22 protein-coding genes and 1 tRNA gene are annotated in these 19,170 nt (G+C 57.7%); 17 read left to right on the plus strand and 6 right to left on the minus strand.

Annotated elements, in window-relative coordinates; all coding sequences use genetic code 11:
* The 13 genes from OCV66_RS11915 to OCV66_RS11975 form a co-directional block, all read left to right on the plus strand.
* The coding region (locus OCV66_RS11915) for a helicase-related protein (RefSeq protein ID WP_262564593.1) at positions 1–2,225 on the plus strand (2,225 nt) is incomplete at its 5' end.
* A gap of 25 nt (positions 2,226–2,250) precedes the next feature.
* Positions 2,251–3,390 carry a beta clamp domain-containing protein gene (locus OCV66_RS11920; protein WP_054328360.1) on the plus strand — a complete coding sequence of 380 codons (1,140 nt, stop codon included), beginning with the start codon at positions 2,251–2,253 and terminating at the stop codon, positions 3,388–3,390.
* Positions 3,391–3,407: 17 nt separating this feature from the next.
* A complete protein-coding gene (locus tag OCV66_RS11925; protein ID WP_147574445.1) occupies positions 3,408–3,818 on the plus strand; it encodes a hypothetical protein in 411 nt (136 codons plus the stop codon).
* A complete protein-coding gene (locus tag OCV66_RS11930) occupies positions 3,799–4,290 on the plus strand; it encodes a sigma-70 RNA polymerase sigma factor region 4 domain-containing protein (protein WP_054328362.1) in 492 nt (163 codons plus the stop codon). Before OCV66_RS11925 ends, OCV66_RS11930 begins: the two co-directional genes overlap by 20 nt.
* A complete protein-coding gene (locus tag OCV66_RS11935) occupies positions 4,287–4,580 on the plus strand; it encodes a hypothetical protein (RefSeq protein ID WP_147574446.1) in 294 nt (97 codons plus the stop codon). Before OCV66_RS11930 ends, OCV66_RS11935 begins: the two co-directional genes overlap by 4 nt.
* Positions 4,581–4,793: 213 nt before the next feature.
* Positions 4,794–5,426 carry a hypothetical protein gene (locus OCV66_RS11940; protein WP_054328365.1) on the plus strand — a complete coding sequence of 211 codons (633 nt, stop codon included), beginning with the start codon at positions 4,794–4,796 and terminating at the stop codon, positions 5,424–5,426.
* Positions 5,419–5,946 carry a hypothetical protein gene (locus OCV66_RS11945; RefSeq protein ID WP_054328366.1) on the plus strand — a complete coding sequence of 176 codons (528 nt, stop codon included), beginning with the start codon at positions 5,419–5,421 and terminating at the stop codon, positions 5,944–5,946. The genes OCV66_RS11940 and OCV66_RS11945 overlap by 8 nt, the downstream gene beginning before the upstream one ends.
* Complete coding sequence (locus tag OCV66_RS11950) at positions 5,946–6,185, plus strand: hypothetical protein (protein WP_147574447.1); 240 nt, start codon at positions 5,946–5,948, stop codon at positions 6,183–6,185. The genes OCV66_RS11945 and OCV66_RS11950 overlap by 1 nt, the downstream gene beginning before the upstream one ends.
* Positions 6,182–6,475, plus strand: a complete 294-nt coding sequence (locus OCV66_RS11955) for a hypothetical protein (protein WP_054328368.1) — start codon at positions 6,182–6,184, stop codon at positions 6,473–6,475. Before OCV66_RS11950 ends, OCV66_RS11955 begins: the two co-directional genes overlap by 4 nt.
* Complete coding sequence (locus OCV66_RS11960; protein WP_054328369.1) at positions 6,472–6,756, plus strand: LPD11 domain-containing protein; 285 nt, start codon at positions 6,472–6,474, stop codon at positions 6,754–6,756. The genes OCV66_RS11955 and OCV66_RS11960 overlap by 4 nt, the downstream gene beginning before the upstream one ends.
* Positions 6,743–8,110 (plus strand): AAA family ATPase, encoded by a 1,368-nt coding sequence (locus OCV66_RS11965; RefSeq protein ID WP_147574448.1) that lies wholly within the window; start codon positions 6,743–6,745, stop codon positions 8,108–8,110. Before OCV66_RS11960 ends, OCV66_RS11965 begins: the two co-directional genes overlap by 14 nt.
* Before the next feature lie 22 nt (positions 8,111–8,132).
* Entirely contained in the window at positions 8,133–8,774 is a 642-nt protein-coding gene (locus tag OCV66_RS11970; RefSeq protein WP_147574449.1) for a single-stranded DNA-binding protein, read from the plus strand.
* Positions 8,775–8,867: 93 nt separating this feature from the next.
* Positions 8,868–10,394, plus strand: coding sequence for a vWA domain-containing protein (locus tag OCV66_RS11975; protein ID WP_147574450.1), 1,527 nt, complete (start codon positions 8,868–8,870; stop codon positions 10,392–10,394).
* 318 nt (positions 10,395–10,712) lie between these two features.
* Here OCV66_RS11975 and OCV66_RS11980 read toward each other — a convergent pair whose 3' ends face one another.
* Together OCV66_RS11980 and OCV66_RS11985 are read right to left on the minus strand one after the other, a co-directional pair.
* Complete coding sequence (locus OCV66_RS11980; RefSeq protein WP_054328373.1) at positions 10,713–11,330, minus strand: hypothetical protein; 618 nt, start codon at positions 11,328–11,330, stop codon at positions 10,713–10,715.
* Positions 11,315–11,830 (minus strand): NAD(P)H-dependent oxidoreductase, encoded by a 516-nt coding sequence (locus tag OCV66_RS11985; RefSeq protein WP_054328374.1) that lies wholly within the window; start codon positions 11,828–11,830, stop codon positions 11,315–11,317. Before OCV66_RS11985 ends, OCV66_RS11980 begins: the two co-directional genes overlap by 16 nt.
* A gap of 633 nt (positions 11,831–12,463) precedes the next feature.
* Between OCV66_RS11985 and OCV66_RS11990 the strand changes: the two genes are divergently transcribed.
* The 3 genes from OCV66_RS11990 (at position 12,464) to OCV66_RS12000 (ending at position 14,650) form a co-directional block, all read left to right on the plus strand.
* Positions 12,464–12,772 (plus strand): helix-turn-helix domain-containing protein, encoded by a 309-nt coding sequence (locus OCV66_RS11990; protein WP_082397401.1) that lies wholly within the window; start codon positions 12,464–12,466, stop codon positions 12,770–12,772.
* A gap of 328 nt (positions 12,773–13,100) precedes the next feature.
* A complete protein-coding gene (locus tag OCV66_RS11995; RefSeq protein ID WP_054328375.1) occupies positions 13,101–13,346 on the plus strand; it encodes a helix-turn-helix domain-containing protein in 246 nt (81 codons plus the stop codon).
* A 50-nt stretch (positions 13,347–13,396) separates the two neighbouring features.
* Complete coding sequence (locus OCV66_RS12000) at positions 13,397–14,650, plus strand: tyrosine-type recombinase/integrase (protein ID WP_159068095.1); 1,254 nt, start codon at positions 13,397–13,399, stop codon at positions 14,648–14,650.
* 48 nt (positions 14,651–14,698) lie between these two features.
* Here the strand turns inward: OCV66_RS12000 and OCV66_RS12005 are convergent.
* The 4 genes from OCV66_RS12005 to pfkB form a co-directional block, all read right to left on the minus strand.
* A tRNA-Leu gene (locus OCV66_RS12005) sits at positions 14,699–14,785 on the minus strand.
* Between the two features lie 307 nt (positions 14,786–15,092).
* Positions 15,093–16,367, minus strand: a complete 1,275-nt coding sequence (locus OCV66_RS12010) for a dicarboxylate/amino acid:cation symporter (RefSeq protein ID WP_054328377.1) — start codon at positions 16,365–16,367, stop codon at positions 15,093–15,095.
* Positions 16,364–17,224 (minus strand): dTDP-4-dehydrorhamnose reductase, encoded by an 861-nt coding sequence (gene rfbD, locus OCV66_RS12015; protein WP_054328378.1) that lies wholly within the window; start codon positions 17,222–17,224, stop codon positions 16,364–16,366. Before rfbD ends, OCV66_RS12010 begins: the two co-directional genes overlap by 4 nt.
* Positions 17,225–17,348: 124 nt before the next feature.
* Positions 17,349–18,272 (minus strand): 1-phosphofructokinase, encoded by a 924-nt coding sequence (gene pfkB, locus OCV66_RS12020; protein WP_054328379.1) that lies wholly within the window; start codon positions 18,270–18,272, stop codon positions 17,349–17,351.
* Between the two features lie 133 nt (positions 18,273–18,405).
* On the opposite strand from pfkB, the gene OCV66_RS12025 reads away from it, so the two are divergent.
* Complete coding sequence (locus tag OCV66_RS12025; protein WP_107631138.1) at positions 18,406–19,164, plus strand: MerR family transcriptional regulator; 759 nt, start codon at positions 18,406–18,408, stop codon at positions 19,162–19,164.
* The last annotated feature ends 6 nt before the right edge of the window (positions 19,165–19,170 follow it).

A 19,170-nucleotide genomic window follows, 5' to 3' on the forward strand; every position in this document is an offset into this window, starting at 1 on the left:
ATCCGGCCCAGGAGCCGTTGTCAGAGGGGGTGCTGGGGCTGGACCAGTTCGTGGCGCAGACGGCAGGGTACCACCTGTACGGCGCCCAGCTTGCCGCCGCGGAAGCGCTTCGGCGCAGGCTGCAGACCGCCAGGTTCGGCCTGCTCATCGCAGAATGCGGGTCAGGAAAGTCTAAGGTCGGCAGCCTCGCCTTGCAGGCATACTTCCTGCAAAAGCACAGGAAGTGCCTGCATATCGTCCTCTGCCCCTCCCACATGACAGGCAAATGGGTGCGCGAGCTGGAGGAGGCCATCCCAAACGCGCGTGCTGCCATCGTGCGGACGCCGGCGGACATGGACGCCCTCTACGCGGGGTATGCCCGCGGCGGCCGCACCGTGTTTGCAGTCCTGTCCAGGGAAAGCGCGCGGGACGGCTATATGCGCCGCCCAGCGGCCAGATGGGACGCAAGGCGGCAGGGCTTTACCTGCCCGGACTGCGGCAGCGTGATCCAGATGGAATTCATGGACTGCGGTAAGCGGACATTGACAGACGCTACGCCGGAATACTTCCGGACAGAGACCCGCGCCAACCGCAAGTGCGAAGGCTGCGGCGCTGTCCTCTGGACAGCCACAACCGCGGAGGAACAGAGCGAATGGGTGCGCATCAGCCATCTGGGCTATGTCCACCGCCGTTTTGCGTACCTTGCGCGGGACGCCTGCAAAACAGCGGCGGCGAAAAAGCAGCTTGCCGCCCTGCTGCGCGAGCCGGACCGTTTCATGGCCGCCCGCGGCGCGTGCCGCCGCTTCCCGCTCAGCACCTATATCAAAAACCGGTACAGAGGGAAGATAGACGGCCTGATAGCGGATGAACTGCACCAGTTTTCCGCGGACAGCGGCCAGGGGGACGCGATGGGCGAGCTGTTCGCCGCCGCGAAAAAATGCATTGGCATGACGGCAACCCTCATCAACGGCTATGCCTCCGGTATCTTCTATCTGCTCTACCGCATGTGTGCATGCCGTATGGAGCAGGATGGGCAAAGCTATGCCGCCCCCGCGCAGTTTGCGCGGGAATACGGCGTGACAGAGGACACTTACGAAGTAACGGAAGGCGGGTACAACAGCAACCGGCGCACCGCGAAGCGGAAAAAACGCTCCCGTCAGAAGCCGGGCGTTTCGCCGCTGGTGTACAGCCGCTTCCTGCTGGAGAACGGCGTGTTCCTCTCGCTCATGGATATGGGCAAGGACCTGCCGGAGTACGAGGAGATCCCTGTGCCGCTCAGGCTTCCGGAGAACCAGCAAAGAGCCTGTGACGACCTGGAGCACGCTTTCCATGAGATCTTCAAGGACCGCAGCCGCGAAGGGCGTAAGCTCGCCCGGAAGCTGTTGTCCGTGTCCCTGAACCTCATGATGGCCTATCCGGACCAGCCGTATGGGCATAAGCCGGTCGTACATCCGGTCACCGCAGACCCGATCCTGGTGCCGGAGGACAGCGGTGCGCCGGAGGAACAGACCGAAAAAGACCGGCGCACGCTGGAGATCATCCGCCGCAAGGTAAACGCCGGCGAACGGGTTCTGCTCTACGTGAACTGGGTGCGTCTGGACAGCCGGACACGCTTAAAACGCTTCCTCACGGACGCCGGCGTCCGCGCCGAGATCATGGAGGATACCGTCCCGCCTCGGGGACGCGAGGAATGGGTGGCAAACCACCTCCGGCAGGGCATGCAGGTGATGATCGTAAATCCAAATCTAGTTGAAACCGGCTTGGATTTGAATGACTTCACCACGCTCATCTTCTATGACATGGCGTTCAAGCTGTTCACGTTCCGTCAGGCGAGCCGCAGGTCGTGGCGCATCAACCAGACCGCGCCCCGTGTGGAGGTGTACATCCTGTACTACCGGCACACCATGCAGGAGCGCGCGGTCCGGCTGATGGCCTCTAAGCTGGCGGTGGCCGGCGTGATCGAGGGCGGCGTGCTCACGGACGAAGGGCTGGCCGCGATGAGCGAGAGCGAGGATATGACGTTCGCGCTCGCCCGTGAGCTGGCCGAAGGTATCCGGCATGAGGACGCAGTGGAGGATATCGCGGCGTCGTTCCGCAAGATGGCAGTGCTGCATCCGGCACAGGAGCGGCAGGTACAGGAAGCGGAATGCGGACAGCAGAGCGTGCCGGTCAGCGTGAGAAAAGAAACAAAGATACGGCCAGTACCACCCGCAGAGCAGTTATCGCTGTGGGAGCTGGCAGGATGAAGAAAGAACAGGAGTTGATGGAACGATGCGATTTCTGGCGAACCGGTCCGAGCTGTTGCCCATCGCCCGGCGCTGCAGCCAGACGATAGGGACGTATTTTGTATCCAAAGAGCATGCCTGCGTCCTGATGGAAGCGGACGCCGCTTCAAACACGGTGATGTTCACCGCGCGCAGCCGGACCTGCACCTTACAGGTGCGGCATGCGTGCCGCGTGGAGGAAAGCGGAAGGGCGCTGCTGTTCGCGCCGGTATTCCAGCGGATGCTGGACGCCTTTGCGGACGAAGCAACGTCTGTCGCCACAGACGGCAGGCAGATCGAGGTGCGCAACGCGAAGGCCGCCTTTGTCTTCCCTTTGATGGATGCGGACAAGTACCCCGCCGTGGGTACGCCCGCGCCCGCACAGCTGCTGGACTGCTCCGGCTTCGCGGAGGTCAGCGCAAGGGTGCTGTTCTCCGCCGCGCAGGGCAAGGCGGAGGGGAAAGAGCAGCTGAAGTGCGTGCATCTCACCGTCCATGACGGCAAGTTCAGCGCGGCCAGCTGCGACGGCTTCCGCATGACTGTGGCGAGAGAGGACGCGGCGCAGGATGAGCCGATAGACCTGCTGATACCGGCGGACGCGATGAAGGTGCTGCTCGCGGTGTTCCGCGGCGTGCCGCACTGCCGGATCGGCGTGGACGGCGGTACCGCGCTGTTCCTCGGGCCGGGCATGGTCTTTTCCGTCCAGCGCAGCCCTTATCAGGCGGTGGACCTGAAGCCGGTATTGGAGCGCTTCCAGACGGCATATGAGGCGTATGTGGACGGCGCGCTGTTCTGTGCGGAACTGCACCGCGCAGGTGTTGGCGGCACAGCCGGCGCGCGCGTGATCCTGCGCACGGGCAAAGGGATGCTGCAGATCGGCTATATCAGCGGGGACCGGCAGGCCGTACAGGGCGGGACGGAATTTCCCGCGGACGTCCGCACGCCGCTTCCCAGGGAAGGCTTCTGCTATACCTACAACTATCTGCTGCAGGCGGCGAAGCTGGTAAACGGGAAAGAGACGGCCCTGCTGTTAGACGGCAAAGGCACCCTGATGCTGCGCACGGGCAGCGAGCTGCATGTATTGATGCCAACGCGTATGCCGCAGGAAGAAGTGGAAAAGCCGAAACGGAAGAAGAAAGCTGCATGAGAAAAAAGGAGTCGTACATGAAAAACAAAAAGCTGATCCTGATCCCAGCCACTGTTGCGGAAAGGATATGCCCGCTGCGGCCGGAAGACCGGCTGCTTTGTGCCGTAGGCCAGTTCGAGCCGCGGCGGATGAACATGTGGTATCCTGTGCGGAGCTGTTTCCTCACAGCCCAGAGCATAGACGAGGCCAACGCGGTGTTCAAACGGCTGCGGAAGACCGTGCTGCACAGCGCGCAGGCCATGCGGCGCTTCTGCGCCGCCAATCCGGAGGCGCAGCGGCATGACTTCTGGTGTCCCACATACGATTTCGCGTATGCGGGCGCGGTGAACGGCTACCGCCTGCGCTGTATGGTGAACCATGGGGATTTCAACTACTTTTTTGTGGTGTACCGAAACGGACGGACAATAAATGAAAGTGAGGCTGCCTGATATGACAGGGAAAACCATGACAAGGCCATTGACCGACGCGGAACGCGCGCTCGCAGAGCGCTATCACAACCTGATCTACCGTGTGATGCATGACCTGCACCTCGGCACGGAAGCGGACACGGACCTGTACGGCGAAGCCGCGCTGGGGCTGATGCTCGCGGCGCAGCGGTACATGACGGACGAGAGCCTGCAGAGGTACCGCTTCACTACGATCGCGTACAGCCGCATCCGCAACGCGCTGCTGCGCCAGCGGCACAAAGAGCGCAAAGCGCCCGTGGCGCTCAGTCTGGATGCATGGAGGGAGGATGGCGGCACGCTGTATGACGTGCTGCCGGACAAGAGCTGTGCAGATCCGGCGGATATTGCCATCCGTCAGGAGCGGGCTGCCGCGCTGCAAAAGGCCCATGCTGTCCGCAGCTGCAGGGTGTACCGCTTCCCCGTCTGCGCCGCCCCCGGAAGGGAGGCGGCATGATGGGCGTACATACCGGCGTTTATGTGGTGTACTACCTGTACCGCTCACGGTACTCCTTTGTGGCGGACCACTTCCTGAACGATGGCCGGCACATGGTGGACCTGGGCAGCCTGGACAAGGCGCTCACCTTTCCCTCCGAACGACAGGCGCGCCGCTTTATCGCGGACGATCTGGAGCGGCCGGAAAGCGGGCCGTATTTCGTGTCCGAACTCTCGCTTGGGGAGCTGCTGGAGTACCATCCGGAGCTGTATGAGGTGCGGCGTGCGGCTCTGAACGGGGGGGCGGCGTGAGTACAGTAAAGCAGCTGCAATACCGTATTTCGCGGACAAAAGAAGCTTTGGAAAAAGAAAAACGCCGCAACAACGAAAAAATGGCGCGTGTCGGCTGGAGATCAGGGTTCAGGAAACAGTATACCGGCCCGAGCTGTACACGGGAGGCCGCGCTTTCCGAACGTCTGAAACGATATGAAGCGGAACTGGAGATGCAGCAGAAAGGGGGACGCCGTGGATAAGCTGTTTACCCTCAACACCACTTATGATCTGGTGGATTGCTGTTTCCTCTTTATGAGCCGCCCGCTGACGACCGGGCATTGGTATATCGGCGTCGGGCATATCGTGGACGGCGGGGCGTACCATCTTTACGACGTCCTGCTGACGGATAGGGACGTTACGGTGCTGCCCCATCCACACAGCGCGCCGGCATGGGAGATCCCGTATGAAAGGATCGCAGAACTGCCAAAGCCGTATCGTGGTTCAGAAGCGGAGCTTCCGCTCCCATCGTTCCTCCTGTCACAAATGGACAGGCGCCTGCTGCCGGTGCATGACGAAGCAGTACTGTATCCATACCGTGTGCTGTCCTGCCTGTCTGCAGACTCTGCTGTAGCGGAATATTTCCTGCAGAAAGAAGAACTGGCAGCTGAACGCGGGGACAGGCGGGATACCGTTTTGATGCGGCTGGACGAGCTGCAGGAGGACATGGAGGACGCATGCACGCGGCTGCGGCTCAGCCTGACGCGGCTGAAGCTGTTGTACCGCGCGCTCTGCCGGTGGAGCCGCCGGCATGGCGGCGCACGCTTCCCGCTGGAAGCGCATAAGGATAAGATCTGTGACTATTTGAGGGAGGAAAAGGATGTTTAAGCAGAAAAGTTTTGCAGAACCCGGCTGTATCGGCTGTGAAGCGCATCTGGACTACGGCTCCAGCCGCTATTGCAGCGGTTTCAAGAACAAAAAGCGCCGCAAGCCGTTCCGTAAGAAGGACCCGGCGTATAAGGCGCCGGAGTGGTGTCCCAAACGGAAAGCACCGCGCGAGTACCGCATCTACAGTTATGCGGATGAGCGATCCGCCGTGATGGCACGGCTGCTGGAGGCGGACGAAGCGGGAGACAGGGAGCTTGTGTTCCCCCTCGCACACCGGTACCGGCTGCGCGCGGAAGGGAAAACCGGCTTATCCCCGAAAGCTTTCTATGAGCAGGCGAATGCTGGGGACCTGTCCTCGCCGCTTCCGGATGAAAGCATCCATACCGGAGACGTGGTGGAGATCGACACAGGGCTGGGGCAGTTTTTCTTTTACTGCGCCGCCCCTCACGATTTCCGCACGGCGTTCTTTGATGTGAAGCGTATCCAGCCCGGCAAATCAGATGATACGGAGGTATCGTAATGGCAAACCTCATGCTCTATGCAAAGGGAAAAGGCGATACGCGCTTCGGCGCGGTGGACATGGCAAACGGCGCGTTCCCCGTGCCGCTGATGTACGCGACGCTTGTCCCAGAGGTGAAGCTGGAGACCCTGAAGCAGCGGGCCGGCCTGCTGCATCGGATGCATCCGGATACTGTTTTCCAGGTCCGCTATGCCGGCACTGCAAAGGTGCTGTTCCAGTCAGGAGGCGAAGCGGAATGAAAGCACTGAATACGGATGCGGTTCGCAAGCTGTACCGCGGTAAGTATGTGCCGGCAAGCGAGCAACCGGAGATCAACGGCAGCCAGATCCGCGGGCTTTCTTTCCGTATCTCGCTGGCGTTTGCGGCGATGGCAGCGGTCTCGGATCGCGAGACCGTGAAGCTGCTGGAGGCGACCACGCACGATTTCGAGTTGCTGCGTGATCTGGAATGCGAGGATGCGTTTGTAAAGGGCTTCCGCTGCGCGATGGAGCTGAAGCTCCCCGCCGAACGGAAGGGGGAAGCAAAATGACAGGGATGAAGCAAAATACTCTGGAATTTATCCTTTCCCGCGATGACCGTTTCCGCTACCAGCTGCTGGATCGGATGCGGCAGGACTGCCTGTACTTTTTGAGCTATGGCAGACGAGACCCCAGGTATCTTTGGGCGAATGACGCTGTAGAGCAACTCGTGTACATGAAGGCGGTCTGGAACAGCTTTCCTTCGGATGGGAAGCCTGAATGGATGACGATGGACGAAATCCTGTCACTGGAAAAACGGATGCTGGAAGGAGATGCGCATGCTGAGAGATAAGATGCTGGCCGTGATGGAGGAAGTAAACAGCGAGGCCGCGGAGCGGCACGAGCTGGTGCAGACGATCGCGCTGGCGCTGCTGAGCGGGAGCAACCTGTTCATTCTGGGCGCGCCCGGGCAGGCCAAGAGCTTCGTGGTGAACGAGTTCCGCAAACGCATCACGGGCGCAAAGCAGTTCGAACGCCTGCTGTCCAGGCAGACGGATGAGGAAGCCCTGTTCGGCCGTCTCGACCTGGCCAGTCTGATACCGGGCGCGGTCCCTGCGCAGGTGCTGGAGCAGGACGGTACTTACCGGATGCTCCGGCAGGAGCTTGCGCAGGCGGCGGAGGATTTCCGCGCAGACCCGACGGATAACGCCGCGGCTACGCGGATGCAGGCTCTGATCGAAAAGCTGGAGCAGTACCGGAAAGGGCTGTCCCTGCTGCACGGCGGCACGCCTATGACCATCACGGCCGGCAAGATACCGGACGCGCATATCTGCTTCCTCGATGAAATCTTTAAAGCGGCGGATGGTCTGCTCAACTCCCTGCTCACGGCGCTCAACGAGCGCCGGTACACCAACGAGGGCGTGACGGTGGACATTCCTGTGATCTCGTTCTTTTCGGCCTCCAATGAGATGCCGAACTTCCGGAATAAAGAAGAGCAGATCCTCGCCCCGCTCTATGACCGCTTCCAGCTTCGCGTTGTGACAAAGGACGTGCAGGAACGCACATCCCGTCTCGCAGTCCTGCGGAACAAGCAGGGCGGGCATTTCGGCGAGGTGAAGGCGACCTTCTCGCTGGACGAGCTGTACGCCATGCAGGCGCAGGTGGCGCTGGTCTCCATTACGGAGGCGGTCAATGAGCTGATGGACGATGTGCTGTGCGAGCTGCGGCGGGAAGGTATCACGGTATCCGACCGCACGTTCTTCGGCTATGGGCCGGTGGCGCAGGCGGCGGCATGGCTCGCCGGCCATGCCGCGGTGCAGCCGGAGGATCTGCTGCAGCTGAAGAACTACCTCTGGAACGAACCGGCGGAGATAGAAAAGGTACAGGCCGTGCTCACGCGCCTGTGCGACGACCCGCTCCGCACGCGGCTGGAGGAACTGCTGGCGAAAGCGAAGGACGCGTCCGGCGCATTCAACGACGCACCGGACGGCCAGAAGGCTAGGGCGCTCGTACAGCTCCGCGCCGGTTTTGCAGCGCTGTACCGTGAGTGGCAGGCGCTGGATGCCACAGCGCAGTCCGAAGAGCAGCGCCGGCAGGCGGGGGACGCGCTCGCCGCGCTTGAGGAGATGAACCGCAGGGCGCACGAGGCGTGCTCGTTCACCCCGTCCCCACTGGCGCAGCTGGCCGTATTACAATCCGCAGCATGAAGAGAAAAAGGAGGAAAACAGAATGCTGAATAAAGTTATCCTGATAGGGCGCATGACCAGGGATCCCGACCAGCGCGGGAAAGATCCGGAAAAGCCGATCGCGAGCTTCCGCATCGCGGTGGACCGTGACTACAAGCGTGACGGCGAGCCGGAAGCGGACTTTTTCGACTGCTCGGTGTTCGGCCAGCAGGCGAAGTTCGTATTACAGTACGGCCGCAAAGGCCGTCTGCTCTGCGTGGTTGGCGCGATCCAGCGCCGCGAATGGCAGGACCAGCAGACCGGCGAGAAGCGCTCCTCGTTTGAGGTGGTGCGCACCGAGGTGAAGTTTCTGGACAGGAAACCGGAGGACGCCCAGCCGGACGGCGCTGCGCAGCCCGCGGCTGCACCCGCTCCGGTACCCGTACCAGCAGTTGGATATGCGCCGCAGCAAGCCGTACCCACGGCGCAGGGGTATGCTGTCCCGCCCGCGGTACAGCCGGCAGCGGCACAGGCGCCCCAGCCGGCGGCCGCGCCTGCGGTAACGGTACAGGCGGCGTCGGCGCTGGGCTACCCGCAGCCGGTGCCCGGCGCTGCGGCGCAGTACCCGACGCCGGATTTCTCCGGCGTACCGGAAAGCTACGCATGGGGGCCGGGCGGCGTCCCAGCCGGCAACCCGCCGTTCTGAACGGCAGGCGTGATATGGAGAAACAGAAGTAAGGCAATATGGAAAAGCAGGGCGTCCGCCCTGCTTTTCCGCCTGATAGTTTGGAGGCTATGGATGAAATACCGTTTTTCTTCGCTGGATCAGATTGTAAACTCACCGTTATTCGATCTTACTGCACCGTACCAACGGCCGGAACGTACGGATCGTTGTACCCGTCCGACACGGCTGGAGCGTATGGCGTTCCATGACAGCTGCACGGCCAATGGGCTGGATGCTGCCGCACCGCTGCTGGCCGACCTGTTCCATCTGCTCTATGCGTATACATATCGCTGGGGGAGCGAAAAAGAGCTGTCCCCCAAAGCGCGCCTTGTCTGGGCATATCTGCTGGATGGGCTGCAGGATAACGGGCAGTTTGCCGCCCTGCACCATCTGTGCAGGGGAGAGGACAGCGCAGCGATGGAAGCTGCGCGCACAGTGCGGCAGGCGCTTTCCGAAGCGGTACAAGGTATCGACCGGGCGGCGGGCGGACTGCTGCCCGTGCTGGAACGGCTGACGCGCCGTCATGATACAGCGGCGGAAAGGCTTTATCATCTGGTGCGGGACGCACAGGCCGATCCGGCCAAGACACCGGAGGCGCTCCGCGCTGCCGCAGAGACGGCAAGCACGGCGGAGCAGATACGGGCCGTGTCCGGAATGATACGGGATAAGCTGCGCAAACGACAGGTGGAAACAGAAGCGGCGGTGCATACTGCGCTGCAACAGGGCATGGACGCCGCGTCTCTGGCCCGCTATGTCCGGCGGTGCTGGGGAGATGGGACGTCTGAAAATGCTGCGCAGCAAGCGGCCCATGACCGCGAGATGCTGGACAGGGTAAAGAGCAATGAGATGCTGCTGGGCGTCACCCGCCAGCTGGGGCGCATGAAGGAGATGCTGTCCGAGCTGCGCAAGAATGATTATGCGCACGGCCGCGGGGAAAAATATTCGATTATGCGCGGGCGTGACCTGAAAAACCTGCTCTCCGGCGAGCTGGCGCTGCTGGCCTCCCCAGCAACGACGCCGCTGTTCCTGCGTAAGTACAATGCGAAAGGACTACTGCAATATGCAAAGCGGGAGCGCGTCCACAAAGGGCATGGCGGTATCATTGTCTGCCTGGATGAGTCCGGCTCCACAAAAGGGGAAAACGCCGAGTGGGGCAAGGCGCTGGCGCTGGCCGTGCAGGATAGCTGCGCGCATGAAGGGCGCAAATTTGCGCTGGTCCATTTCTCCGGTGCAGGCCAGATACGGACAGACCGGTTCCTGCCGGGGCAGTACACGTCCGCCGACCTGCTATCCGCAGCGGAGCATTTCTTTGACGGCGGCACGGATTTTGAGACTCCGATCAGGGAGGCCCTGCGGCTGATAAACGAGGAAGAGTTTGAGGACGCGGATATCCTGTTTATCACGGACGGGAGGCGCTCCATATCCGATGAGCTGGCGGAACAGCTGCGGGATGCAATACAGGACGCACGATGCTCTGTGGTTGGTCTGCTGCTGGATGCCGATGACCCGGGGATGACGTTCAGCCTGGATAAATTCTGTGAGAAGATATGCAGAGTAAGTGAAATGGAAAGGGAGGAGATGGAAAAGTCGATACTAAATTGATAGAACGCGATATCGATATTACATTGGGAAGAAAAGTGGCTGTCTATTTAGGCAGCCATTTTCCATTAGCGGTATATCCATAAATGCAAAGAAAACAGATGGACACTATCGGCAGGAGACCCCCAAAAATTATTGATCCCATACAAGCATATAAAATGCCTACAAAAGATTAAGGGGAATCTATGCAAAAACTAGCTAACCATCTATTCAAAACTACTTGCTGATTAAGGGGGGGGCTTTTGATTTTGCCCACAGGGACATATGATTTGAGCATGAAATTTGAAACTTTATAACAAACGAGGCTATTGCTGTATGCAGTTACGCTTCATTATCCCCCTCTACTTGCATCGTACGCATTTGCACCTCGGAAATATGGTTTTTGCTGCCATAAGACAGCCAATACCTGGTGGAAGCCCGTATAAACATTTTTTTCGTCAGCGGCATGGTAACAGAAAAAGCATCATAGTGGCCAGTGTGTATGGATGACGCCAGTTTTTTGATTTTATGCCTGACCAGAAAGGAAAATGGGGTATCCAATATTGCCTCGCCAGAGCCAATACAAAGTGAGGAGCCATACTTCATACTGTTTTTTGCGCAGAAATATTGCAGGATCGCAAGTGCGGTATGATTCTGCTCCGGCTCTAGAAAACCGCAATTAACAAGGGTGTGGACCCGAAGATTGGCAGGGAGTAAGGCGCGCTCCATCTCCTGTAGAAAGCGAAGCAATGCTGCAGGTAAAGCATCCGCATACAACGGGAAAACCAGGAGCAGATGGTCGTACCTGCTAAGCTGCGCACAAATCAGAGTATGCTGACAATCTGTTACAAGATATTCGTCCACGGGTTCTTTCCAATACCTGCGGAATAATGCAGCATATCGCCTGGAATTAGAGCGCGGTGCGCGCGGACTGCCGTTTATAATCAGTAACCTGCCCATGCGGATACCTCCTCCAGAATTGTTTCATCCCGCTCTGCCTCGGAGACGAATCGAATCCGGTAGCTTCGGAAGTTCATGTTATAGGCATTGCGTGCTACTAAAGCGCGGAAAATATCCTGTTCTATCGGCAGGATGTCGCCATATGCAATAATAACAGCAGCTTTTTCAGCAACGGCACGCTGCACATGGTGTGTCTCGCCGTGGTGTAGACGGATAAATGCCTGCTGAACTGGAATGGATCGTTCCAGCATCTGCTTCATTGGTACGTCATAAGAACCGCAATAGACCCGGCTCACATATAGAAGTTGGTCACTGCACGCAATCAGAGGATATATGGCTGCTGCATCATCTCGCAGCACACACCGGCCAGGTGTTTTCACCCAACAACTAAAGCATCCAAGGCAGCTGCCGATCTGCAACTGGGAGAGATCCACATAAAAGGTTTCTGGCAAGACTGGCAATGTTTCCGGCAAAGCGGTGTCTGAAAGTAAAAGGTTCATTGCGGTTATGCCTCCCGTTTGATGTTGTCACGACGGTATTCATTCCGTACGCATAAGCATGACGAATGGCGACTGGATTGTCTGCCGATAATTGCGATAATTATAGCATAACCAAGATAGAAGTCAAGGTATACCTGGTAGAAGTCTGTCAGTTTGACAAGCTGACGGGCTGCTTCGCTTGAAGTCGTTCGCTTCATAGCATTCCAAGGTGGATTTGAAAATGCCGGTCCGCTCCGCTGAAACGGACGAGAGGAACTCACAAAAAGAAGAATCCACCACTAAACTAATTGTTATGTAGTAGAGAGCATCACCGAGACAGATGAAAAGAGCGGTAAGAAAATCAGGTTGGCCGATAAGGGCAACAGTAAATACGCCTTCAAAATCCCGATTTGACTGTAAAAACCAAAGTACGGTTTGAGTAAAGGTCGGAGATCCACAGTTATATCCTTTGGTGAAGTAGATAGAGCTACGAAACAAAGATGAAAAATTTTCCCCAAATATTTCAGTCCGCAATGTGAAATCCACCACACGAAATACAAAATCTGGTATTCTAAAATTAGAACGTAGACATCAGCCTGATTATACTCAGTTCTGGCGAGGTAGGTTCCGAAAATAGACAGGAGAGATTAATATATGAATACGAACTTATCTGTGAAATTAAGGGAATTGAGATTAACAAATGGGTACAAGCAGAAAGAGGTAGCAAGATATATTGGCGTAAACGAATCGGCAATTTCGGCATATGAAACAAATCTGAGAAAACCAACATACGAAAATTTGATAAAGTTAGCAGAGTTTTATGGTGTTACCATTGACTTCCTGCTTGGTGTAGAGAAATACCCGAAGGATATAATAAACAATTTGACTGGGTGGCGACGCTCTTTTATTAATAATGTTGCAGAGTTACTTTTATATCATGTCAGTGAAATAGATCACAAATAATCTTGCGTAGTGGAGGTACTCTTTCTTATTGGAATGATACGTGCGCGGGGAGTATCTCCACATATCAAGAAGATTGTCATTCTGTTCCAATACATTTTGTATAGGAATGCATTGGAACAGGCTGATGATATACGCAGCCATAGTTGGAATCTACATTCGATTGTGTGAACCTTGAAAAGTAAAGAGCATGGGTGCGTTCCTATGAAGCAAACGCCGGAGAGCCCAGAGCCGTTAGCATATAAGGGAAGATGGGCAGCGACCATCGGCGGCTTTAATACCGATGGACCCTTTGGGGTAATGAAGTCTATAATTGGGAAGTGACAGAAGGATGCCATATCAAAAGAAAACATTTTATCGGCAAATTTTTAGTGATTATCCTGATGCGGTTGGATTTGAGCAGTACAGGCAGATGCTGGGGCTGGGTAAAAATAAAGCATATGAGATTCTGCAAAGCGGGAAAATACCATATCGGCGCAATGGAAAGAAGTACATTATAGCAAAAATGCACATTATTGATTACCTATTGGGATCGGATGCAGAAACGGGTAGAGAAAACGACAGGAATGATGTATAATAGAGCCGTCAACAATGCGTATGGGGCTGCCTGGAAAGGAGAGTATTATTGTGACAGCCCGCATATATGAAAAAAGAGGCACTTGGCAGATCGTTTTGATTTATAAGGACGGATCAGGTGCGCGGAAACAAAAATGGATCGATACAGAACTTCCGATTCGAGGTAATAGCAGACGCGCCAAAAAAATGATGGAGGATGCTATACAGGAATGGAAGCCTGTATTGGAACCCGAGGATCAGGTATTAGAGTCAACGGCAGTACGCGAAGCAAAAAGAGAGACCCATCAAAACCGTAGGGGACAGTCAGAAAGCGGGATCCTATTCTCAGAATACCTTCTGGATTGGGTGGAGTCCCGTCGGAATCGGATTCAGCCGACCACGTTTGGGGCATATCAGAAGGATGTGCAAAGCTACATAGCGCCGTATTTTGCGCAAAAAGGCATTCTTGTTGAGCAGATGACCGACAAAGATATTGCAGACTTTTATCGGTATAAACGGCGTAATGGTGTGTCGGAGAACACACTGCTGCATTACCAGACTGTTCTGAATCAAGCCCTGCGAAAAGCGGCTCGAGAAAAACTGCTACCGGTTAATCCTTTCGCGGTGCTGGATAAGGATTTAAAGCCAAAGCATGTGCGTTATATTCCACAAACGTATGACGAAAATGATTTGCGAAAGATGTTCGCAGCAATGCGCGGTGACCCGATGGCGTTGATTATCCTGATGGATGTGACCTATGGCCTGCGTAGAAGCGAATTGCTCGGTCTGAAATGGTCGGCAATCAATTTCAAGGAGAAGAGTATTCACATTTGCTATAAGGTGACAGAGACCTTGATAGATGGGAAGCTGGTATATGTAAAGGATAGCCTGCTGAAAAACAAAAGCAGTAACAGGACCTTACCGCTGGTTCCCTCAATCGAAGAAGAATTGTTGAGACTAAAATTTCAACAAAACAGGAATCGCAAGCTTTATGGCAAAGCATATGAACAAGACGATAGAGATTTTGTTTTTGTGAATGAATGCGGGAAATTGATAAAGCCGGATTATGTATCGCGGCATTTTCAATGGTTCTTGAAAAAGAACAACCTCAAAAAAATCCGATTCCATGATTTGCGGCATACGTGTGCGACAATGCTATGCCGAAAAAAGATATCGTTGCAGGAGATTCAAGTCTGGCTGGGACATTCCACTTATCAAACCACAGCGGATATCTACACGCATTTGAATTATACCGATAAAATCGGCACCGCGAATGCCGCGGCAAGAATAGTTTCTGATGTGCTTGGAAAGGGAGGATCAGAGTGAGGGAATAAAAAACCTGCGACGGTAACAGTCGCAGGAGTCCTTGGGTGATGGTGCCGCCAGCGGGAATCGAACCCGCACGCTGAAACCAGCCTCAGATTTTAAGTCTGATACGTCTACCAATTCCGTCATGGCGGCATATGAAAATACATTTTTGTACGATTTGTTGGCAAAGTGTTGGCAAACACCGAAGTGTTTGCCAACATGCAGGGGACAAAAAGGAGGAAGAAAATTGCCAACATGAAGAATATCCACTTGAAAAGATAGGTTTTTATCACAAAAAATAATAAAATTAACAGAATGTTGCATGCTGCATGGTCTGGGATTTGTTTTGAACGCAAGGGATTTTAAGTCCTCTGCGTCTACCAGTTCCGCCATGGCGGCATGCATCGTTGTTATTATAGCAGACCGGACGCGGCCTGTCAAACAGGCGGGGCGGCGAAAGTTACGCCTTTTTTTCAAACACACGCTTATCCAGCGCGCCGTCCTGGTGCGCGACGATCGTGGTGCAGACCGCGTCGCCCGTGATGTTGACCGCCGTGCGCGCCATATCCAGGATGCGGTCGATGCCCATAATCAGCCCAATGCCGGCAACCGGCAGGCCGACCGAGTCGAACACCATCGCCAGCGTCACCAAGCCGACAGAGGGGACGCCGGCCGTGCCGATCGAAGCGAGCGTGGCCGTGGCGATGACGGTCAGGTAATCCGCGGGCGTCAGCGCGATGCCGAACGCCTGCGCGACGAATACGACCGCCACACCCTGCATGATGGAGGTGCCGTCCATGTTGATCGTCGCGCCGAGCGGGACCGTGAACGACGAGATGCGCCGCGCCACTCCGACCTTTTCCTCCAGCGTTTCGATGGAGAGCGGGATGGTTGCGTTCGAGGTCGCGGTGGAGAACGCAAAGCCCATGACCGGCGCGAATTTCCGGATGAACCGGAACGGGTTGAGGCCGGTAAACAGCTTGAGCAGGATCTGATACACACCGAGGCACTGCACCAGCAGCGCCAGCAGGACGGCCGCCATATATTTGAACATGGGGACCATCGCGGAAAAGCCCAGTTCGGCGAAAGTTTTTGCGATTAGGCAGAACACGCCCGCCGGCGCGAGCCGCATGATCATCATGGTCATCTCCATCATGATGTCGTTGCCCTGCTGGAAAAAGTTTGTTACCAGCTGCACCTTATCCTGCAGTCTGGCAAGGATGATTCCGATGATCAGCGCAAATACGATGATCTGCAGCATGTTTCCGGCGGCCAGCGCTTCAATCGGGTTTTTGGGGATGATGTCCAGCAGCGTCTCGGCAAAGCCCGCGCTTTCCGTGACCGTGGTATCCACGGCCTGCACCTGGGACATATCCAGCCCCAAGCCGGGATTGAGCAGCGAGGCAACGCCCAGCGAAACCGCGACCGCCAGCATGGTTGTGACCAGGTAAAAGCCGATCGCTTTGACGCCGACCTTGCCAAGCGTCTTGGTGTCGCCGATCGCGGCGGCGCCGCAGATGAGCGAGCAGAACACGAGCGGCACGACCAGCATCTGCATCAGCCGGATGAAGCCCTGGCCGACAACATAAAATATGCCGCCGACTAGGACGTCCTGCACGAAAGCGGACCCGTCCGTAAAGCCGTGCAGCAGCGCGCCGGCCGCCGCGCCGAGCAGCAGAGCGATAAAGATTTTGGTGGTCAGGCTGTTTTTTCTCATTTTTCCGGTTTCGCTCATGCCAGCCCTCCCGCGTTCCGCTCCGACAGATACATGCCAAGCGCCTCCCGCCAGTCCGGCATATGGTAGATGCCGGTAATGCGCATCATCATGTTGTCCAGCAGTGTAAAGCGCGGGCGCAGCGTTTCGTCTGCGGCCGCAGGCTCCACAACGGAATCCGCGAAGCCGCTCAGACGGAGGATCTCGCGCGCGAATTCCGCGCGCGAGCAGGCCCCTTCGCAGGAGGCGTGGTACAGCCCGTATTCACGCGCCCCGACCAGGTATTCGATAAAGCCGGCGAGCGCGTCCGCCGAGGTCGGGGAGGAAATCTCGTCCTCGGGCAGGCGCACGGTTTCCCCGCGTGCCGCCGCCTGCAGCACCTGGTCGACGAAATCGTCCGCCCCGGCGCCGTACAGCCAAGAGGAACGCACAATCACGTGCTTATCCGTCAGCTCGCGCACCAGCTTTTCCCCAGCGTACTTGCTTTTGCCATACATGGTCGCCGGATGCGCGTCGTCGAACTCGCACAGCGCGGATGAGGCTGCGCCGTCGAAAACGTCGTCGGTCGACAGCTGGATCAGCTTGGCGTCGATGCGCCGCGCGGCGACCGCGAGATTGCGCGCGCCGATGGCATTGACCTTATACGCTTCCTCCGGCTGCCGCTCGCAGGCGCGCACGTCGGTCAGGCCGGCGCAGTTGATAATAACGTCGGGATGGTTGAGGTCGGCGAAGTGGCCGACCTGGAAGCTGTCCTCCACCCGAACGTCAAGGTCGCTTGCCAGCAGCCGGAAGCCTGTGTTGCGGTCGAACCGGCGGCACAGAGCGGAACCCAAACGGCCGCCTGCGCCTGCGATCCAGACGCGTGTCGTGATACTCATAAAACACCTCTCGATATAATCTTCGATCGAAACCGCAGTTCCATTCGGGCATGCGCCTGTATATTCAGATTTTGCGCGCATGGAGTATCAGTATACCATAAAAGTGTGCGCTGCGGAAGAAAAATTATCGGATTTCCGTTGGGGCGGCGGTGCGGCGCAGCACCGCCTCGACCGCGGCGCGGTCAGGGAGCCAGCCGCAGAACGCGGCCGCGCTGCCCGCAGCGACCGCGAAGCGCAGCGCCTCGGGTGCGGAAAAGCCATGCAGGCGCGCGTACAGCCAGCCGGCGGCCATGGAGTCGCCGGAGCCGACGGTTTGGACCACCTGGCCGGCGGGGGCGTCCAGATGGAGCGCTGCGCCGGTAGCGGGAACGAGTACGGCTCCGTCCGGCCCGCAGGAAACAAGGATGTCCTTCGCGCCCGCGGCCTGCAGCTCGCGCGCGCAGGCGGCGATGCCAGCAGGGCTGCGCGGCGCGCCGCCGACCAGCGCGTCCAGCTCCTCCAGGTTAGGCTTGATCAGGTCGGGTGCGCATGGCAGGGCGTTTTTGAGCGCGTCGTCCGAGGCATCGACGAGCGTATGTACGCCGTTTGCCCGCACGCGGTCGAGCAGGCGGGCGTAAATATCCGTCGGCACGCCGGACGGGACCGAACCGGACAGAACGAGCCAGTCCCCGCCGCCGAGCGTGTCCAGCGACGCGGCCAGCTTTTCGAGCGCGTCCGCGGGGATATCAGGCCCCGCGCCGTTAAGCTCGGTCTGCTCGCGCGCGCAAACCTTGACGTTGATGCGCGTCATGCCCCGCCCCAAACGGCAGAAATCGTATTCCACGCCGGTTTCGGCCAGCAGGGAGGCGAACAGCGCACCCGTGCCGCCCGCGATAAAGCCGAGCGCGCGCGTGGACAGGCCGAGCGCCGCGCAGACAAGCGAAACATTGACGCCTTTCCCGCCGGGGCGCAGGGTTTCGCCGTGCATGCGGCACAGCCTGCCCGGGCGGAGGCGGTCGGTCTGGACAAGATAATCCAGCGAGGGATTGAGTGTAACGGTATAGATCATGGAGGCTGCCTCCTCTTCCTTATTATAATAGTATGATACCGCAGTTCCGCGCAGGAAGCAAAATATTTTCACAAACAGGGTTGACTTTGACGCAGCGTAAACCGCTATACTAAGGGCAGGGAGGTGAAAAACGATGGAATACGGGATTCACGCGCTGGCGGGGCTGGCGGGGGTGAGCGCGCGCACCCTGCGGTACTATGACCAGATCGGGCTGCTGCGGCCGAGCGGCACGACCGAAGCCGGCTACCGCCTGTACGGGGAGCGGGAGGTCGACCTGTTGCAACAGATCCTGTTTTATCGGGCGTTGGGCGTGCCGCTGAAAGAGATCGCCCGCATCGTGCAGGCGGACGGTTTCGACCGGCTGCGCGCACTGGAAAGCCATTTGTCGGCCCTGTATGCACGGCAGGCGCAGACCACCGCCCTGATTGAGACGGTGCAAAAAACCATCCGTTCCCTGAAAGGAGAGACAGAGATGAGCGATACGGAAAAATTTGAGGCGTTCAAACACAAAATCGTATGGGAGAACGAGGCACGGTACGGCGCCGAAGTGCGCGCCAAATACGGAGACGGGCAGGCCGACGCGGCGAACGCCGCGGTGCTGGCCATGACCGAGGCGGATTATGAGCGTTTCGAAGCGCTGAAGGACGAGGTGCAGCGAGCGCTGGAAGACGCGGTCCGCGCGGGGGACGATCCCAAGGGGCCGTCCGGAGAGCGCATTGTCCGGCTGCATAAAACCTGGCTGGGCATGACGTGGAGGGACTATACCGCGCAGGCGCACCGCGCGCTGGCCGCGGGTTACACGGCGGACGAACGGTTCACCGCCTATTACGACCGCAAGCTGGCCGGTTGCGCACAGTTCCTGTGCGACGCGGTACAGTATTGGGCGCGGTGAGGATAA

The sequence above is a fragment of the Agathobaculum ammoniilyticum genome, from assembly GCF_025567315.1.
GTDB classification, from domain to species: Bacteria; Bacillota; Clostridia; order Oscillospirales; family Butyricicoccaceae; genus Agathobaculum; species Agathobaculum ammoniilyticum.

What these genes read in the sequence shown, in the direction of transcription:
- OCV66_RS11920 (WP_054328360.1), top strand. Translation starts at nt 2,251, where the DNA reads ATGCGATTTCTGGCGAACCGGTCCGAGCTGTTGCCCATCGCCCGGCGC.
- OCV66_RS11925 (WP_147574445.1), top strand. Translation starts at nt 3,408, where the DNA reads ATGAAAAACAAAAAGCTGATCCTGATCCCAGCCACTGTTGCGGAAAGG.
- OCV66_RS11930 (WP_054328362.1), top strand. Translation starts at nt 3,799, where the DNA reads ATGAAAGTGAGGCTGCCTGATATGACAGGGAAAACCATGACAAGGCCA.
- OCV66_RS11935 (WP_147574446.1), top strand. Translation starts at nt 4,287, where the DNA reads ATGATGGGCGTACATACCGGCGTTTATGTGGTGTACTACCTGTACCGC.
- OCV66_RS11945 (WP_054328366.1), top strand. Translation starts at nt 5,419, where the DNA reads ATGTTTAAGCAGAAAAGTTTTGCAGAACCCGGCTGTATCGGCTGTGAA.
- OCV66_RS11950 (WP_147574447.1), top strand. Translation starts at nt 5,946, where the DNA reads ATGGCAAACCTCATGCTCTATGCAAAGGGAAAAGGCGATACGCGCTTC.
- OCV66_RS11955 (WP_054328368.1), top strand. Translation starts at nt 6,182, where the DNA reads ATGAAAGCACTGAATACGGATGCGGTTCGCAAGCTGTACCGCGGTAAG.
- OCV66_RS11960 (WP_054328369.1), top strand. Translation starts at nt 6,472, where the DNA reads ATGACAGGGATGAAGCAAAATACTCTGGAATTTATCCTTTCCCGCGAT.
- OCV66_RS11965 (WP_147574448.1), top strand. Translation starts at nt 6,743, where the DNA reads ATGCTGAGAGATAAGATGCTGGCCGTGATGGAGGAAGTAAACAGCGAG.
- OCV66_RS11970 (WP_147574449.1), top strand. Translation starts at nt 8,133, where the DNA reads ATGCTGAATAAAGTTATCCTGATAGGGCGCATGACCAGGGATCCCGAC.
- OCV66_RS11975 (WP_147574450.1), top strand. Translation starts at nt 8,868, where the DNA reads ATGAAATACCGTTTTTCTTCGCTGGATCAGATTGTAAACTCACCGTTA.
- OCV66_RS11980 (WP_054328373.1), bottom strand. Translation starts at nt 11,330, where the DNA reads ATGGGCAGGTTACTGATTATAAACGGCAGTCCGCGCGCACCGCGCTCT.
- OCV66_RS11985 (WP_054328374.1), bottom strand. Translation starts at nt 11,830, where the DNA reads ATGAACCTTTTACTTTCAGACACCGCTTTGCCGGAAACATTGCCAGTC.
- OCV66_RS11990 (WP_082397401.1), top strand. Translation starts at nt 12,464, where the DNA reads ATGAATACGAACTTATCTGTGAAATTAAGGGAATTGAGATTAACAAAT.
- OCV66_RS11995 (WP_054328375.1), top strand. Translation starts at nt 13,101, where the DNA reads ATGCCATATCAAAAGAAAACATTTTATCGGCAAATTTTTAGTGATTAT.
- OCV66_RS12010 (WP_054328377.1), bottom strand. Translation starts at nt 16,367, where the DNA reads ATGAGCGAAACCGGAAAAATGAGAAAAAACAGCCTGACCACCAAAATC.
- rfbD (WP_054328378.1), bottom strand. Translation starts at nt 17,224, where the DNA reads ATGAGTATCACGACACGCGTCTGGATCGCAGGCGCAGGCGGCCGTTTG.
- pfkB (WP_054328379.1), bottom strand. Translation starts at nt 18,272, where the DNA reads ATGATCTATACCGTTACACTCAATCCCTCGCTGGATTATCTTGTCCAG.
- OCV66_RS12025 (WP_107631138.1), top strand. Translation starts at nt 18,406, where the DNA reads ATGGAATACGGGATTCACGCGCTGGCGGGGCTGGCGGGGGTGAGCGCG.